This is a genomic window from Algoriphagus boritolerans DSM 17298 = JCM 18970, from assembly GCF_900108085.1.
GTDB classification, from domain to species: Bacteria; Bacteroidota; Bacteroidia; order Cytophagales; family Cyclobacteriaceae; genus Algoriphagus; species Algoriphagus boritolerans.
Genome location: NZ_FNVR01000020.1, coordinates 22,679 through 37,041, shown reverse-complemented (window position 1 = coordinate 37,041; position 14,363 = coordinate 22,679). Strand labels below are relative to the sequence as shown.

At 43.5% G+C, this 14,363-nt stretch carries 10 protein-coding genes and 1 pseudogene; 8 read left to right on the top strand and 3 right to left on the bottom strand.

Features of this window, described 5'->3' with window-relative positions; genetic code table 11:
- Nucleotides 1–4 precede the first annotated feature (4 nt).
- Both solA and C4S61_RS15465 read left to right on the top strand, forming a co-directional pair.
- On the top strand, nt 5–1,132 hold the full coding sequence (solA, locus tag C4S61_RS15470) for an N-methyl-L-tryptophan oxidase (RefSeq protein ID WP_103925710.1): 1,128 nt from the start codon (nt 5–7) through the stop codon (nt 1,130–1,132).
- A gap of 76 nt (nt 1,133–1,208) precedes the next feature.
- Nucleotides 1,209–2,996 (top strand): ABC transporter ATP-binding protein, encoded by a 1,788-nt coding sequence (locus C4S61_RS15465; RefSeq protein ID WP_103925709.1) that lies wholly within the window; start codon nt 1,209–1,211, stop codon nt 2,994–2,996.
- Here the strand turns inward: C4S61_RS15465 and C4S61_RS15460 are convergent.
- Complete coding sequence (locus tag C4S61_RS15460) at nt 2,993–3,664, bottom strand: class I SAM-dependent methyltransferase (RefSeq protein ID WP_103925708.1); 672 nt, start codon at nt 3,662–3,664, stop codon at nt 2,993–2,995. The genes C4S61_RS15465 and C4S61_RS15460 overlap by 4 nt on opposite strands.
- A gap of 156 nt (nt 3,665–3,820) precedes the next feature.
- Between C4S61_RS15460 and C4S61_RS15455 the strand changes: the two genes are divergently transcribed.
- On the top strand, nt 3,821–5,191 hold the full coding sequence (locus C4S61_RS15455) for an exopolysaccharide biosynthesis polyprenyl glycosylphosphotransferase (RefSeq protein ID WP_103925707.1): 1,371 nt from the start codon (nt 3,821–3,823) through the stop codon (nt 5,189–5,191).
- 3 nt (nt 5,192–5,194) lie between these two features.
- Nucleotides 5,195–6,115: a class I SAM-dependent methyltransferase gene (locus C4S61_RS15450; RefSeq protein WP_103925706.1), complete on the top strand. Its 921-nt coding sequence runs from the start codon at nt 5,195–5,197 to the stop codon at nt 6,113–6,115.
- Here the strand turns inward: C4S61_RS15450 and C4S61_RS15445 are convergent.
- Entirely contained in the window at nt 6,105–7,019 is a 915-nt protein-coding gene (locus C4S61_RS15445) for a universal stress protein (RefSeq protein WP_103925705.1), read from the bottom strand. The two genes, C4S61_RS15450 and C4S61_RS15445, sit on opposite strands and share 11 nt — an antisense overlap.
- A 326-nt stretch (nt 7,020–7,345) precedes the next feature.
- On the opposite strand from C4S61_RS15445, the gene thpR reads away from it, so the two are divergent.
- From thpR to C4S61_RS22350, 4 genes and pseudogenes are all read left to right on the top strand, one after another.
- Entirely contained in the window at nt 7,346–7,885 is a 540-nt protein-coding gene (thpR, locus tag C4S61_RS15440; protein ID WP_160111260.1) for an RNA 2',3'-cyclic phosphodiesterase, read from the top strand.
- Between the two features lie 498 nt (nt 7,886–8,383).
- Entirely contained in the window at nt 8,384–11,458 is a 3,075-nt protein-coding gene (locus C4S61_RS15435) for a SusC/RagA family TonB-linked outer membrane protein (RefSeq protein ID WP_103925703.1), read from the top strand.
- Nucleotides 11,459–11,482: 24 nt separating this feature from the next.
- Nucleotides 11,483–13,024 (top strand): RagB/SusD family nutrient uptake outer membrane protein, encoded by a 1,542-nt coding sequence (locus C4S61_RS15430; protein WP_235010038.1) that lies wholly within the window; start codon nt 11,483–11,485, stop codon nt 13,022–13,024.
- 470 nt (nt 13,025–13,494) lie between these two features.
- A pseudogene (locus C4S61_RS22350) lies at nt 13,495–13,671 on the top strand (transposase); the annotation flags it as partial.
- Nucleotides 13,672–13,789: 118 nt separating this feature from the next.
- Here the strand turns inward: C4S61_RS22350 and yjjX are convergent.
- Nucleotides 13,790–14,356, bottom strand: a complete 567-nt coding sequence (gene yjjX / locus C4S61_RS15420; RefSeq protein ID WP_103925702.1) for an inosine/xanthosine triphosphatase — start codon at nt 14,354–14,356, stop codon at nt 13,790–13,792.
- Nucleotides 14,357–14,363: the final 7 nt, after the last annotated feature.

Here is a 14,363-nt window from a genome sequence, read left to right as displayed (position 1 = left end):
ACTTATGTCAGATCATCGATCAAAATACGACATCCTGGTCATCGGCCTTGGGGCTGTAGGAAGTGCGACTCTTTACCAGTTGAGCAAAGCAAAAAAACGTATTCTGGGCATCGATCGGTTTGAGCCGCCACATACCCTGGGGTCTAGCCACGGCGAAAGCCGCATTACCCGCTTGGCAGTAGGTGAGGGAGAAGACTATGTCGCTTTGGCAAAGCGTTCCCATGAAATTTGGCGCGAAATTGAAGCGGAAACTGGTGCCAAGATTATGACAACCACCTCCGGAATTTTGATGGATTCGGGCATCTGGCCATGGGCGAAACATGGGTCGGATGGGTTTTGGAACAGGACCGTTGCATTTGCCAAAAGACGAGGGATTTCCCATGAAATTCTAGACGCATACCAATTGAAAAAAAGATTTCCGGCTTTTCAGCTCGAATCGACCGGTACTGCCTACCTGGAATTTGAAGCTGGCTTTTTGAGGCCTGAATTGGCCATTCAAACGCATCTGGATCTGGCTAGAAATAACGGAGCTGAGCTCCAATTTAATTCTCCGGTCGAGTCCGTCAGGACATGTGATGATTCTATTTTGGTGCAGACAAAAACCCGGGAGATCCTTGCAGATAAGGTTTTGCTAAGTGCGGGAGGCTGGATTAAGGATTTTTTGCCGGAGGCGGAAAGGCCCAAGTTTAAAATCTGCCGACAGGTACTGCACTGGCTGGAGATTCAGCCCGGAGAAGCTGACTGGACTCAATATCCTGTGTGGATGTGGGGTTTTGGGCCGAATCCGGAAGATTTCATCTATGGATTTCCTTCCTTGGATGGCAGGACGGTGAAAATTGCTACAGAATCCTTTGTTGATGCAGGCCATCCGGATCTGTTAAACCGAAAAGTAAGTGCGGAAGAGCAGGAGCAATTTTGGAAGGAAAAAGTTGAGGGAAGAATCCACAGTTTGAGACGGAGCTTTGTTCGATCTGTGGTATGTTTCTACACAGTGACTGATGATGCCCGATTTGTCATCAAGCCCCTTTCAGGATTGGAAAAGGTCTTGCTGGTATCCTCCTGTTCAGGCCATGGATTCAAACATTCCGCCGCTTTGGGGGAGCAGCTCGCCCAATCCCTGATCGGAGACTAGTCTTCGAGCCTTTCATTTTTTCTGTCATTTCTCTCTCCAAAGCGCTACTTTTGCGACCTTAACATGAAAAAACAGAATGGCCAAAAAACGAGGAACTGCGCTGGAGCCCGAGGAGAAACGAAAATTGAATAAGCAGAATCTAAGTAAACTGGGAGGGATTTTTCGGTTTTTGATGCCATACAAACTGGCTTTTATTTCAGGCTTGGTTTTCCTTCTGTTCTCCTCCTTGACCTTACTTACTTTTCCTTTTGTCGCCGGTAAGCTGATAGATACCGCGCAGGGTACCTCTTGGATCGTCAACGATGTCAATTCGATTGCTTTGATTTTGATCGGAATACTGGCCGTGCAGAGCATATTTTCCTTTTTTAGAGTCTGGCTGTTTGCCTTGGTATCTGAGCAATCCATGCGCGATATCCGACTTCAGCTCTACAGTCGGCTGGTTCGGCTTCCGATGACTTTCTTTGACAAAAGGCGGACCGGGGAATTGATCAGTCGAATCACCGCAGATGTCAGCCAACTGCAGGATACCTTCTCCACGACTCTGGCTGAGCTTTTTCGCCAAATCGTCACCTTGGTCGCAGGTATCGGTTTTTTGCTGTTTAATACGCCCAAGCTGACTTTGTTTATGCTTGGTACTTTTCCGGTTCTGGTGTTGATAGCAATGGTTTTTGGACACTTTATCAGAAAATTATCCAAAAAAACGCAAGATGAGCTCGCCGCTGCCAATGTGATCGTGGAGGAAACCCTGCAATCAATAAGCACGGTCAAGTCTTTCGTCGGGGAAGCTTATGAATCTGCACGCTATGGGAAAGGGCTCAATGCAGTAGTGGGTGTAGCCTTGACTACTGCAAAATACCGGGGAGCTTTCATATCCTTTATCATTTTCGCACTTTTCGGTGGCATAGTGGCGGTGATGTGGTACGGCGCGAGCCTGGTAGCAGCAGGCCAAATGACCGTCGGAGAGCTGGTTTCTTTTGTGTTATACACCACTTTTATCGGGGGATCGATCGCTGGATTGGGCGATATCTACAGTCAGCTTCAGAAGGCCATCGGTAGTTCCGAGCGGGTCTTGGAGATCATGGAAGAGGAAACCGAGGCTGAATTGGGTGAAACCTCCAGCAAATTTGAGGGGAAAATAGAATTCGATTCAGTAGGGTTTAGATACCCTACACGACCGGAAGTGGAAGTGTTGAAGCATGTTTCTTTCCGTGTAGAATCCGGGGAAAAAGTGGCCCTGGCAGGTCATTCCGGGGCAGGAAAGTCTACGATCATACAACTTCTGCTTCGTTTTTATGAAACCGAAAAAGGTGTCATTCGGATAGATGGAAGGGATGTGAAGGATTGGGATCTCAAAGTTTTGCGGAGCAAAATCGGAGTCGTTCCACAGGAAGTATTGCTATTCGGAGGATCCATCCGTGAAAACATCGCCTATGCCAAACCCAATGCAACTGAAGAAGAAATCATTCAAGCAGCCAAAAAGGCGAATGCCTGGCAGTTTATTTCTCAATTTCCCGAGGGATTGGAGACGCTCGTTGGGGAGCGGGGAGTAAAGCTCTCAGGCGGTCAGCGGCAGCGGGTGGCTATTGCAAGGGCAATTTTAAAAGATCCGGCCATTTTAATCCTGGACGAAGCCACGTCATCACTCGATGCCGAGTCAGAGTCGCTGGTACAGCAGGCCTTGGATGAATTGATGAAAGGGAGGACAACCCTTATCATCGCTCATCGTCTCGCTACGATCCGAAAAGTAGACCGGATCTATGCACTCAGTGAAGGCAAAATCGTGGAGCAGGGAAGTCACAAGGAGTTGTTGGCCGATGAAGGTGGGTTTTATGCCAACTTGGTTCGTCTGCAGTTTGCTGACTAGCGGAGATTGTGTGCTGTCAGGGATTTTGTCATTCCCAATACTTTTTCCTTCAGGAGTTTGGATTTGGGGAAAAGGGATTTCATTTCCTTTTCATTCAGTAATCTGATTTCGTCCAGATATTGTTGTGCAGCTCGGGATTCCCAACGTGTAAGTCTGCTGAGTTTTGTATTGGTCAATAAAAAGAACAGCAGTTTTTTAGGTAAATATTGTGCAAAAGGAAGGGCATAATGTGCCTCGACCGGAAAGTATTTATTGGGGGTTTGGACGAAATATTTCCTTCCTACCCGTTGCACTTCAGCAGCCATTTTACGCTGGTTTTCAAACGTGTAGAGATGTTCGATCACGGAATTTGAAAATACCAAATCGAATTTTTTGTCCTCAAAGGAATTCATTTCTGTAGCATCACCGATCATGGAGCTGATGTGTGGATGTGTTGTCTTTTCGAGGTGGAGGTTGAGGAGCGTTATTCGCACTCCGGGTATATTTGGGATCTGGCTTTTTTTCCAGAAGTAGTCAGTCCCCCCTACGTCAAGAATGGAAATGGGCTTTTCGGGATTGAAATTTCTGAAGAAAAGCGATTCTAATTTTCGGAGGCGAATGGCTCGGAATTTGGAACCTAGCGATTTTGGGTGATCTGAAGACGCAAAAAGATCGTTAATTATACTCATTGGGAAGCGACAGGCAATTGAAGAGTACAAATAAATCTAAAAGTAAGCACCTGACAGAATTTCTTTCTTAATTTTAAGGCATAAAACTTTAAGCTTGATCCCTAAAATTGTCTGGTTTTTGCTTTTAATGGACAGACTTAGTTTGGAATTATTTTTATGAAGAGAAGATTTGACACCTATTTTCCTTGGTTTTTTACCTTCAGTGATTTCCTGGCATCTTTGATTTCACTTTTGGTAGCTAATCTATTGCTCCAGCTCACTGGAGGGTTTGAAGGTGCTGGATTTTCAGCTTTTCTTCCCCTATCCGTTTTTTGGCTGTTGATTTCAGCACTTCGAAAGGACTACAAGATTGGCCGTACGGATGAATATGATCATACCTTAAGAAATCTACTTGTCACGCTTTTGTGGTTTCTTGTAGCGACAGCGATCCTTTGGAGACCCCTTCAAAGCGGAAATATCCGATGGATTCAGCTCTTAGTGCTCGGTGTGACTATGGTGATTCTGATGGGGAGTTTCCGTGTGTTTGTTCACATCTTGCTTCGTCGATATCGAGCCAAAGGAAATAACTACCAAAATGCTGTAATCGTGGGTAAAGGAGGAACTAGCCCTCGATTGGCTGACGTCTTTAGAATCCGAAAAGACTTTGGAATCAATTTTTTGGGATATTTTGATGATCAGGCCGACTGTAATCAGACGAGAGGAGGAATTAAGGATTTCTTTGGGCAGGCACCTGCTTTGGATCTTGATCTCATCTATATTCAAGAGCATCTGGATCCGGCATTGGTGAAGCGAGTGATTGACTTTGCCGATGAGAATTACATTAAGGTCAAGATGATTCCAGGGAGCAGTTTGCAGTTGGAAAAAAACCTTTCATTCTCCAAATACGGAGATTTCTTTGTCATCAATGTCAATGAAATTCCACTTGACCATCCGCTCAACAGCTTTGCAAAGCGGACATTTGATCTGGTTTTTGCAGGACTGGTGACCATATTTATCCTTTCTTGGCTGATTCCTTTGGTAGGGATATTTATAAAATTGGAGTCTAAGGGTCCTGTCTTTTTTATTCAGAAAAGAAACGGGGTAAATAATAAGGAGTTCAATTGTCTGAAATTCAGGTCGATGACTCCAAATGACTATGCTGATACCAAGCAAGCAACCAAAAATGATCCCCGTGTGACCCGTATTGGTTCATTTCTTCGGAATTCTTCTTTGGATGAAATGCCTCAATTTCTGAATGTCCTGGCAGGGGATATGTCGATAGTGGGTCCTCGTCCGCATACCATTCCGATGAATCAGACCTTCAAAACCCAAATTGAGCGATACAATTCCAGACATAAGATCCGTCCGGGAATCACTGGACTGGCACAGGTGAGAGGGTTCCGGGGGGAGATTGAGAATACATATCAAATCAGGTCCCGTGTGCGACTGGATTATTTTTACATTAATAATTGGTCGTTTTTTTTGGATATGGGAATCATGATAAAGACAATCCACGAGCTCTTGTTTAATCGGGAAAATGCCTATTAATAGATGTCCGAATGTAAATTTTGCGGAAGCGGAGAGCTAAGTTTTTTTCAGGCAAAAGAGCGAATGCTGGGTTTGGGAGGTATTTTTAGATATGCCGAATGTTTGGGATGTGGATCATTACAGTTGGATGCTGTGCCGGAGGATTTGTCCGTTTATTATCCATCCAATTACTATTCGTTTATCCCATTACAGCCTTCAAACCTGCTGAAGCGAATCCTGAAATCGCTGAGAATGCGATTGTTTTTAGGTTTGGGACTTGATGCGATAGCACCCAGGTATGGTTTTTGGCTCAAAAAACTTAATCCGGAATTCACTTGCCGGATCGCGGACGTAGGATGTGGCAACGGGCAGCTGCTTTATGAGCTTTACGCGAGTGGGTATTTGGATTTACATGGGTTTGATCCCTTTATAGATGCCGATAAGCAGGTGGCTCCTGGACTTACCCTCTGGAAGAAACGGATAGAAGAGTCGGGATACACCTTTGATCTGATCATGATGCATCATTCATTTGAGCACATGGAGGATCCCCATGAGGTGCTGAAGTGCTGCTATCGGCAGTTGAAGCCGGGAGGCAAATTGCTCATCCGATGTCCCGTGGCTGATGCCCAAGTTTGGAAAGCGCATCGGGAACTGTGGGTGCAGCTGGATGCGCCACGGCATTTGATCATTCCCACCGTGGCAGGACTTAAAATCAAAGCCGAGCAACTTGGATTTGTGCTGGATGAAGTGGAGTTTGACTCTTCCGATTTTCAATTTTGGGGTACGGAATTGTACCGAAGGGACGAGATCCTCGATGAAAGTAAAATAGCTAAATTTTTTACGAAGGAAGAAAGACAAATTATGCACAAAAAAGCCCTCCAAAATAATTTAGAGGGCGAAGGAGATCAGGCTTGTTTTTACTTGAGAAAGCCGCTTAGATCTTAAACAGTGCGTCAAAGAATCCCATGGTTTCTCCTTTTTTCTTGAAAATGAGCATGGGCAGCAGCTTATTGACATGGATGAGTTTCTCGGCAGTACTTCCCAGAAGTATTGCAGCCGAGCTGGTTCGGCCCCTTGATCCGAGGAGAATCATATCAGCTTCGATCTTTGTAGCAAACTCCAGGATCAAGTTTCCCGGATTTTTGCCATCATTCAACACCATTTGACATTCCAAATTAGGGTGATTGTGTTTTGACACAAATTTTTTGAAGTCAGCTCTGGCGTTTTCTTTCATAATCTCAGAAAACTCCTCAAAAGTTTTCCCGGTTTTGGAATAGCCATGCGGTACTTCGTAGATGTGGACAGGCACCAACTCCGCCTTCACTTCGTCAGAGAGAAGCTCTGCAAATTCGTAAATGGGGTGGTTGTGGGCTGAAAAATCTGTCGCGATCAGTATTTTTTTCGGAAACTTGACCGGTCTTTTTTCTTGGATTAAGAGTACTGAACAAGGTGCTTTTTTGGCTACTCCATCTGCCAACACGCCATGTCCTGGCAGGGTGTCTTTCCGACCCATGATGATCAAATCCGTATCCTTGATCTTCGCCCACCGGAGAAAAGTTTCCAAAGGGTGTTTTCCTTCTTCCACAAAAATCTCCGTTTCGATATCTGCCGGGAAATTAAACTCCTTTAATTTGTTCTGAATCACCGCCTCAAGGGATTCATCCGTGGGTGCCACGAGGTCAGGATATTTCTGAAGGATCGCTTGGGGGATTTCCAGATTTTTGGACACATGGACGAAATAGCATTTTTCAATGCCTAAAAATTTGACAAAAACTGCCGTCTTTTTGATCAGGATATCGTCCATTTCGGTCAGATCAAGACCAATCATGGCTTTGGAAAAGAATTTCATATTCCTACAATGTATTTTTTAGTGATCAGATGGAGTCTCACATGATTTCCCCGATAATTATCGGGGCATTCCAGTGTGTGACTTTTTAGCTATGCTCAATTTCAGATGCTTATAATTTGAGAAGTTAAGGTCAGTTAGCCTGTCTCTTTTGGCAAACCATCCTTATTTGTAATACTTGGATCATGCCTGTCTTGCTAAGGTAAGCCTGAATTCAAGGTTTTTGGTTTTTTTGTCTTAAGTTATAAGATAGATTCAGGAAATCGAACAGATTTTTGAAATTGATGAAGAGCGATTATTTGGAAAATTAAACTACGGGGATGAAAATAATGCAAAAATACTTTTTGGCACTGCTGCCTCCTCCGGAAATCCTTGAAATGGCGCAGGATATTAAAATGTTAATCCGGGATCAGTTTGGAATAAAATATGCCTTAAAATCTCCGCCACACATCACGTTGAAGATGCCTTTCAGCTATAATGAAGCCAAAGAATCAATCCTGGAAGAAAAACTCGCGCGTTTCTTAGAAGCTCAAAAACCTTTTGAAGTCAAAATTGCCGGAGTGGGGACGTTTGGAAACCGGGTCATATTCCTTGGCATCGAGAAATCCACAGAGCTCATGGCGATGCAATCGTCCGTGAAGACTTTTTGTAAAAGGGAACTCAACCTCGTAGATGAATTGAGTGATCGCAACTACCATCCGCATTTGACAGTCTCTTTCAAGGATCTCAAGCCGGGGAATTTTTTTGAGGTGTTGGAGTTGGTCAGACAACAAAGCTTCCGCGCTTACTTTAACGCTGGAGAGATAACTATTCTAAAACGATTGAACCAAAAATGGATTCCTTATCGAAATCTACCATTTGGAGGGTGATTTTTTGATTTGGGACCTGTTTTTTGCGCCAATCGTCGAAAAAAATCAAAAATTTATCAAAAAATCACTGCTTCCATGAAATTTGGAAAAAATTCAAATCACTTTAATTAGATTTTGACTTTTGAAAGATTCATTGCAGAGACTTCAAAATAAATCAGCTAATTTTTTTGATTAAGCAGAATATTATGTAAATGTTAATTAACTATTAATTCATAAGCAATCATAAATATTTATTGAACTTTTCTAATGAACAGAATTTTTAGAGGCTTTTTCGTCTTTAGAAAAAATTTAATGGATTCAATAATTAAAAATGCAATAGTTTAATTACGTTCATGTCTTTAGGTTTAATTTTATTTAGTTTAAATTTTTAAAAAAAGTCAAAAGGCCAAATAAAATATGGATTTACAACTCATGGAAGCACTTTTTAAGATTTGTTTCCTTGGTCTAATAGGTCGCATCTTGGCCTTCTGAATGTTAAAAAAACTAAATCAATTACCTATGAAGAAAGTTTTATTAGGTTTTGCACTGAGTTTTCTGACGATCGTGTCAGTACTCGCGCAATCCAAAACGATCACTGGTAGGGTTACTTCGGCCGAAGAGCCTGAAGGCGTACCAGGCGCCAGCGTGGTGGTAAAAGGCACCACCCAAGGAACAATTACCGATCTAGACGGATCTTATTCGATCTCTGTTCCTGACAATGCTACCACCCTTGTATTCAGCTTTGTGGGCTACCTAACCAAGGAAATGCCAATCGGTTCAAGTTCTGTGATCAATGTGAGCATGGACACCGATGTCAAAGTATTGAATGAAGTCGTGGTAACGGGTTATGGAACTCAGGAGAGAAGAGACATCACCGGTTCGGTGACTTCTATCAGCAATGAGTCTATAGAAAACTTGGTTTCTCCTTCTTTCGACACACAATTGGCAGGTAGAGCTGCTGGTGTATCCGTGACTGTACCTAGTGGTATCCTGGGAGCAAGACCAATCATCCGGATCAGAGGGGTAAACTCCCTGTCTGGTGGAGCGGATCCACTAATCGTTATTGATGGTGTTCCTGTGGTGGATTCTGACCGTTCAGGTGCAGTTGCTTCCAACCCATTGGCTAACATCAACCCTGCTGATATCCAGTCTTACGAAGTATTGAAAGATGGATCAGCTACAGCGATCTACGGTTCCAGAGCAGCTAATGGTGTAATTTTGATTACAACCAAAAGAGGTAAAACCGGAAAAGCACAGGTTAACTACAGCGTAAGTACTGGTTTCAACGAGGCAGTGGATCAGTTCGACCTATTGACCGGTGACGAGTGGGTACCTATCGCAAATGAAAAAAGAACAAATGCAAATGCGTCTCCCCTTGCAAATCCAGGTGTCAACACCGACTGGCAAAGTGCTGTGCTTAGAAGAGGTACAACTCAGCAGCACAACCTTTCCATCAGCGGTGGATCTGAAGCTACGAAATACTTCTTCTCTATGGGTTTTACAGATCAGGAGTCTGTAGTAAAAAATAACGATTTGAAGCGTTATGCTTTCAGAGCAAACATTGATCACTCGATTTCTAATAAAGTAAGAATTGGAACTAGCCTTTCTTATGCCTACACTGAAATCACTGCTTTGAACAACGGTGCCAACTCCCTTTCAGGTGCGATCTACAATGCTACCCGTGCATTGCCAAACGTTCCTATTTTCGATCCTGAAAACACTGCTTTTGATGGGTATAATATCACTGCAAATGGTGCAACCACCGGTTTCGGTGCCAACCTAGCCGGTCCGGACAACAACATTCCAAACATTGCTTATGTATTGGAAAACAATTTCACCCGAGGCAGAAACCACAGATTGTTGGGTAATGCTTATGCTGAAGTTGATCTGGCAACTGGCCTGACTGCAAGAACACAAATCGGTATCGATTTGACCATGGCAGATGACTTTACTACATTGAACCCTAAGCATGGTGACGGTAGAAGCGCAAATGGTTCAGTGACGATGGCGTACAATCCAGCGTTCAGATGGAACTGGCAGAATACTTTGAATTATCAGACTGTTTTGGCTAATGATCACAATATTAACGTAACTGCAGGTGTGGAATACCAGTACACCAACTTCTACAATTTCTCTGCATCAGGAACTGATTTCTCTGATGAGTTTTTCAGATTGAGAAACTTGATCTCCAACTCTTACAACAATCAATTCTCTGCAGGTGGCTTCTCGGAAAATGGGTTTGATTCGTACTTTGCAAGATTCAATTACAGCTACAAAGGCAAATATCTTTTGTCTTTTGCGGTAAGAAATGACGGTATTTCTCAGCTTGCTGAAGAAAATAGAAGAGGTACATTCCCAGGTGGATCCATCGGTTGGAGAGTGTCTGACGAAGGATTCTTTAATTCAGAATTGATCTCTGACTTCAAACTAAGAGCATCTTATGCTGAAGTAGGTAACGTAAGCTTACCAGGTGGGGCATTCCCTTATGCAGGTGGTTTCGGTCCAGTACAGGCAGCTGCTGGCGCAGGTATCGGATATTCTAACGTAGCTAACGTTGCATTGCAGTGGGAAACTTCCAAGAAGTTCAATGTAGGTTTGGATATGACCATCGGCAAAGTGACCATCTCTGCTGATTACTTCAAGAACAATGTGGATGGAATCGTCTTGAACGCTCCAACTGCTCCTTCATTGGGTATTCCTGGCAACAACATCAGCCAAAACGTAGGTGCGATGTATAACCAAGGTGTTGAATTGAGAGCTTTTGCCAATGTGATCAACAGAGGTAAATTCTCATGGAACACTGACTTCAACTTCACCTTCATCGAAAACGAGGTAACCAACTTGGTGCAGCCATTGACTGGTACTTACAACAGAACCGTAGTGGGTGGACCAATTGCGCAGCTTTATGGATTTAAGTGGGCTGGAGTAAACCCTGCAAACGGTAATGCAATGTATTTCAGCGGTGATAATGTGGTTCAGCTTGTAGGTGCTTCTTCTTGGAGAGCATTTGATGCCAATGATCCTAGCAACGTTGCTAATGCAGCTTCCGCACCCACTCAGTTCTTCTTAGGAAATACACTTCCTAAATTCCAGGGTGGATGGTCCAACAACTTCAATTATGGTAATTGGGATGCTGAAATCTTTGTAAGGTACTCAGGTGGTAACTACATTATGAATGAATCTTTGAGAGGTTTGATGGGACTTGGTTTCTCAAACAACCACAGAGAGATCTTGAACAGATGGACAGAAAGCGGACAGGTAACTGACGTACCTAGACTTTACTCAGGACGTGATGCGAACACCTGGCAGACTTCTGCTTCCAACAGCAGATTCATCGAGAAAGGTGATTTCGTGAGAATTCAAAATATCGCAATTGGATACAGAATTCCTGCTGCTACCTTGAGCAATACATTCAATGGTGCAATCAGATCAGCAAGATTCTTTGCTCAGGTTCAAAACCCATTAATTTTTACCAAATATTCAGGAATTGATCCAGAGTCTAATCAGTTCAGTGGTCAGTTGAGCTTCGGTGTAGACTGGAACGTAGCCCCAATCATCAGAACTTGGTCTGTGGGTCTTAATGTTGGATTCTAATCAATCATCCTAAAAATGACTAAAATGAAAACAGTAATTTCAAATAAAATAAAAACAGCATTTGTTGCTTTAGCGATGGTGGGAATTACTTCCTCCTGCGAGGTTACAGACCTGCAGCCTGCGAACATTATTCCTGATGCGGAAGCTTTTGCGGATGCAAACAGAGTAAACGCTGCAGTGCTTGGCGTGTATGAGGCTGCACAGCGAGGTTTCTACCTGGGTGCTGTACAGCGTGGCTATCCTTTTGGAGCAGCATCGGTACAGCAGGGTGACATGAGAGGCGAGGACATGTACAACGATCAGTTGTTCTATGAAATCACCTACACCAACTCGCACAATCCTCAGTCTGCAAACAATAACGGGCAGTGGATCTCACTTTACAGAATGATCAACCGTGCGAACATCGTGATTGAAAACCTTCCAATCGCAGAACAGAACGGTGTAATTACTACTGAAGTGATGAACCAGTTTATGGGTGAAGCACTTTACCTGAGAGCGCTAGCGCATCACGAATTGGTAATTTTCTTTGCAAGACCCTATTCTGACGATCCTTCTTCGATGGGTATTCCTTACCGCACATTTGCTATCAACGACGTATCTAAAGTAGGTCCAGGCGAGGCAGTAGGAAGAGGAACCGTACAGGAAGTGTATACACAATTATTGGCTGATCTCGATCAAGCTGAAAACCTTTTGAATGAGAGTACTAATCCATTCAGAGCCCAGAAAGGTGCTGCGATCGGCTTGAAGGCAAGAGTAAAACTTCACATGGAAGATTGGGCTGGAGTATTGACAGAATACAACAAGCTTGCTTCTGTCTATGAAGTGACAGCAAATCCTTTGGAGCCATTCAGAGGTGGAACCAGCAGCGATAACATTTTCTCTTTTGAAAATACGCAAAACTCAAACCCTGGAGTAAACGGTGCACTTGCAAACATGTATGGCAACCCAAACTTGGGTTCAAGAGGTTTGGTGAAGATCAGTCCGATCATTTGGAGAGCAGAATTCTGGCATCCTGAAGATGCACGAAGAAGCTTGAGAGGTGATGCAGATGGAATGGTAAGCCAAGGTCCACTTGGAATGTTTACCAATAAATACATCGATAACATCACATTCTCCGATCAATCCATTGTGATGAGATTTGCAGAGGTTGTCTTGGCAGCAGCTGAGGCTAATGCACGTTTGGGTAACACCGGAGCAGCGATTGAATTGTTGAATTCAGTAAGAGACCGAGCATTGCCTGCTTCTGTTCCTTCTTACACTGCCGCAAGCTTTGCAAATACAGATGCGCTAATCGATGCAATCATCAATGAGACAAGAATCGAATTCCTTGCAGAAGGTAGACGATTCCCGAATATCCACAGATTATCCGGCGAAGGAAGAATGGATGGAATTCCGGCTAAAGCCACTTCCAGATCGATCACAGGTATTGAATTCTACATCACAGATGTGGCCATCCCAACGGATCATGCTTTGCCGTATGAGGATGATTTGTTTATCTGGCCAATTCCATTGGTTGAAATTCTTACCAACAATTCTGCTCCATTGCCGCAGAATCCAGGGTATTAATTCCTTTACCAAGTGATTTTTAAAGTCCGGTTTCGCAAGTGCGGGATCGGATTTTTTTATTTACCCAGCTAGATTGGTATCAATAGCATTCTGGACTCTAGTGAGTTTCGTACTCAGATTTCAATTCCAGGAAGGTGCGATTGAAGGCTTGTCGTAGTTGTACTTAACATTCTTAAAGTAGGGTCTGCTGAAAAACTCTAAAATGTATTTTTTTGGAATTTTCGGGATATTCTTGGGAATTTAAGGATAACTAAGTGCCAGAAAATATGGCCAAGACCACCAAAAGGCGTGTACCAAACAGCTCATATTACAGCCCCAACCAACTTACGATGGTCAGTTTCCATACCCCGTTTTACAACCAGCTGGATCCAAATAACCGGTTGGCAAGAAGCCCAGAACATATCGGCAAAAGGCCAGAAAAAGTTACAAAAGTATTCGCCGATAAAATTTAATGTAACCGGGAAAACAGAAAATGGCTAAAGGACAAAGGGATTAAATTGGCGGCCAAGCCCTTGAGCAGGCCATCGGCCCAGGCAGTAGAAAACCACCTAAGACCGGGAGAGCGGAATCCGATAAAACGCAAGTTTGCTCAGGCAAAGACAGGATACGGAATGAACCGGATCAAGGCAAGACTCAAGAATACATGACGAAAACGTCACACACTGGAATGCCCCGATAACTATCGGGATGACCATTGAAAAAAAAAATTATAAACAGATGAATCTCAAGTTTTTAAGCAGACCCTAATTGGAAGAATTTAGACATTCAGAAAAGATTATTATTTAGAAATGGAATCAAGGCCAAAATGATCGCCTGACGGTAATATTCATTTCTATCCACAATTCCATGTGTCAAAAGGCCCACCGAACCGCCCTGTTGCTTGGAATTTTCCTGATTAAAGATAGTATCGTCTGCAGCACCCAGTTCCATTCCTTCTTTTACCAATTTTGCCACAGCCGCTGGTATATAGAATGTCCCGGTTTTGGATTGGCTTGACCTGCCCTCGCTGTCCAAAATGTAAATCCAGGCAAAAGCAAACATTCCTGCCTCATCCTCATCCAGGCCACCTTCTATTCCTACCCAATAGTTTGCCTCAGGAAATACTTCCCTCGAATTTCGGGCTCTGTTTTTAGCGCCAAGCAGGGTTTCCTGATCTCCCATAGGTTGTGCCGAGACTCCGGATGCAGCGTTGATACCTTCCACCAGAAAGCTTTTGTTGAATGCTCGGGTAAATGCATCTTCGGTACAGGATATTTTAACCGGATTTTTACTGCCAACCAAAACTAGAAGCTTGTCGGAGGGCTGGAAATTTTGTCTTCTTTTGAAATTCATAAATAAG

Coding starts and splice junctions, on each gene's coding strand:
- yjjX (WP_103925702.1), bottom strand. CDS start 14,356: ATGAATTTCAAAAGAAGACAAAATTTCCAGCCCTCCGACAAGCTTCTA.
- C4S61_RS15450 (WP_103925706.1), top strand. CDS start 5,195: ATGTCCGAATGTAAATTTTGCGGAAGCGGAGAGCTAAGTTTTTTTCAG.
- C4S61_RS15430 (WP_235010038.1), top strand. CDS start 11,483: ATGAAAACAGTAATTTCAAATAAAATAAAAACAGCATTTGTTGCTTTA.
- C4S61_RS15455 (WP_103925707.1), top strand. CDS start 3,821: ATGAAGAGAAGATTTGACACCTATTTTCCTTGGTTTTTTACCTTCAGT.
- C4S61_RS15460 (WP_103925708.1), bottom strand. CDS start 3,664: ATGAGTATAATTAACGATCTTTTTGCGTCTTCAGATCACCCAAAATCG.
- C4S61_RS15435 (WP_103925703.1), top strand. CDS start 8,384: ATGAAGAAAGTTTTATTAGGTTTTGCACTGAGTTTTCTGACGATCGTG.
- thpR (WP_160111260.1), top strand. CDS start 7,346: ATGCAAAAATACTTTTTGGCACTGCTGCCTCCTCCGGAAATCCTTGAA.
- C4S61_RS15465 (WP_103925709.1), top strand. CDS start 1,209: ATGGCCAAAAAACGAGGAACTGCGCTGGAGCCCGAGGAGAAACGAAAA.
- solA (WP_103925710.1), top strand. CDS start 5: ATGTCAGATCATCGATCAAAATACGACATCCTGGTCATCGGCCTTGGG.
- C4S61_RS15445 (WP_103925705.1), bottom strand. CDS start 7,019: ATGAAATTCTTTTCCAAAGCCATGATTGGTCTTGATCTGACCGAAATG.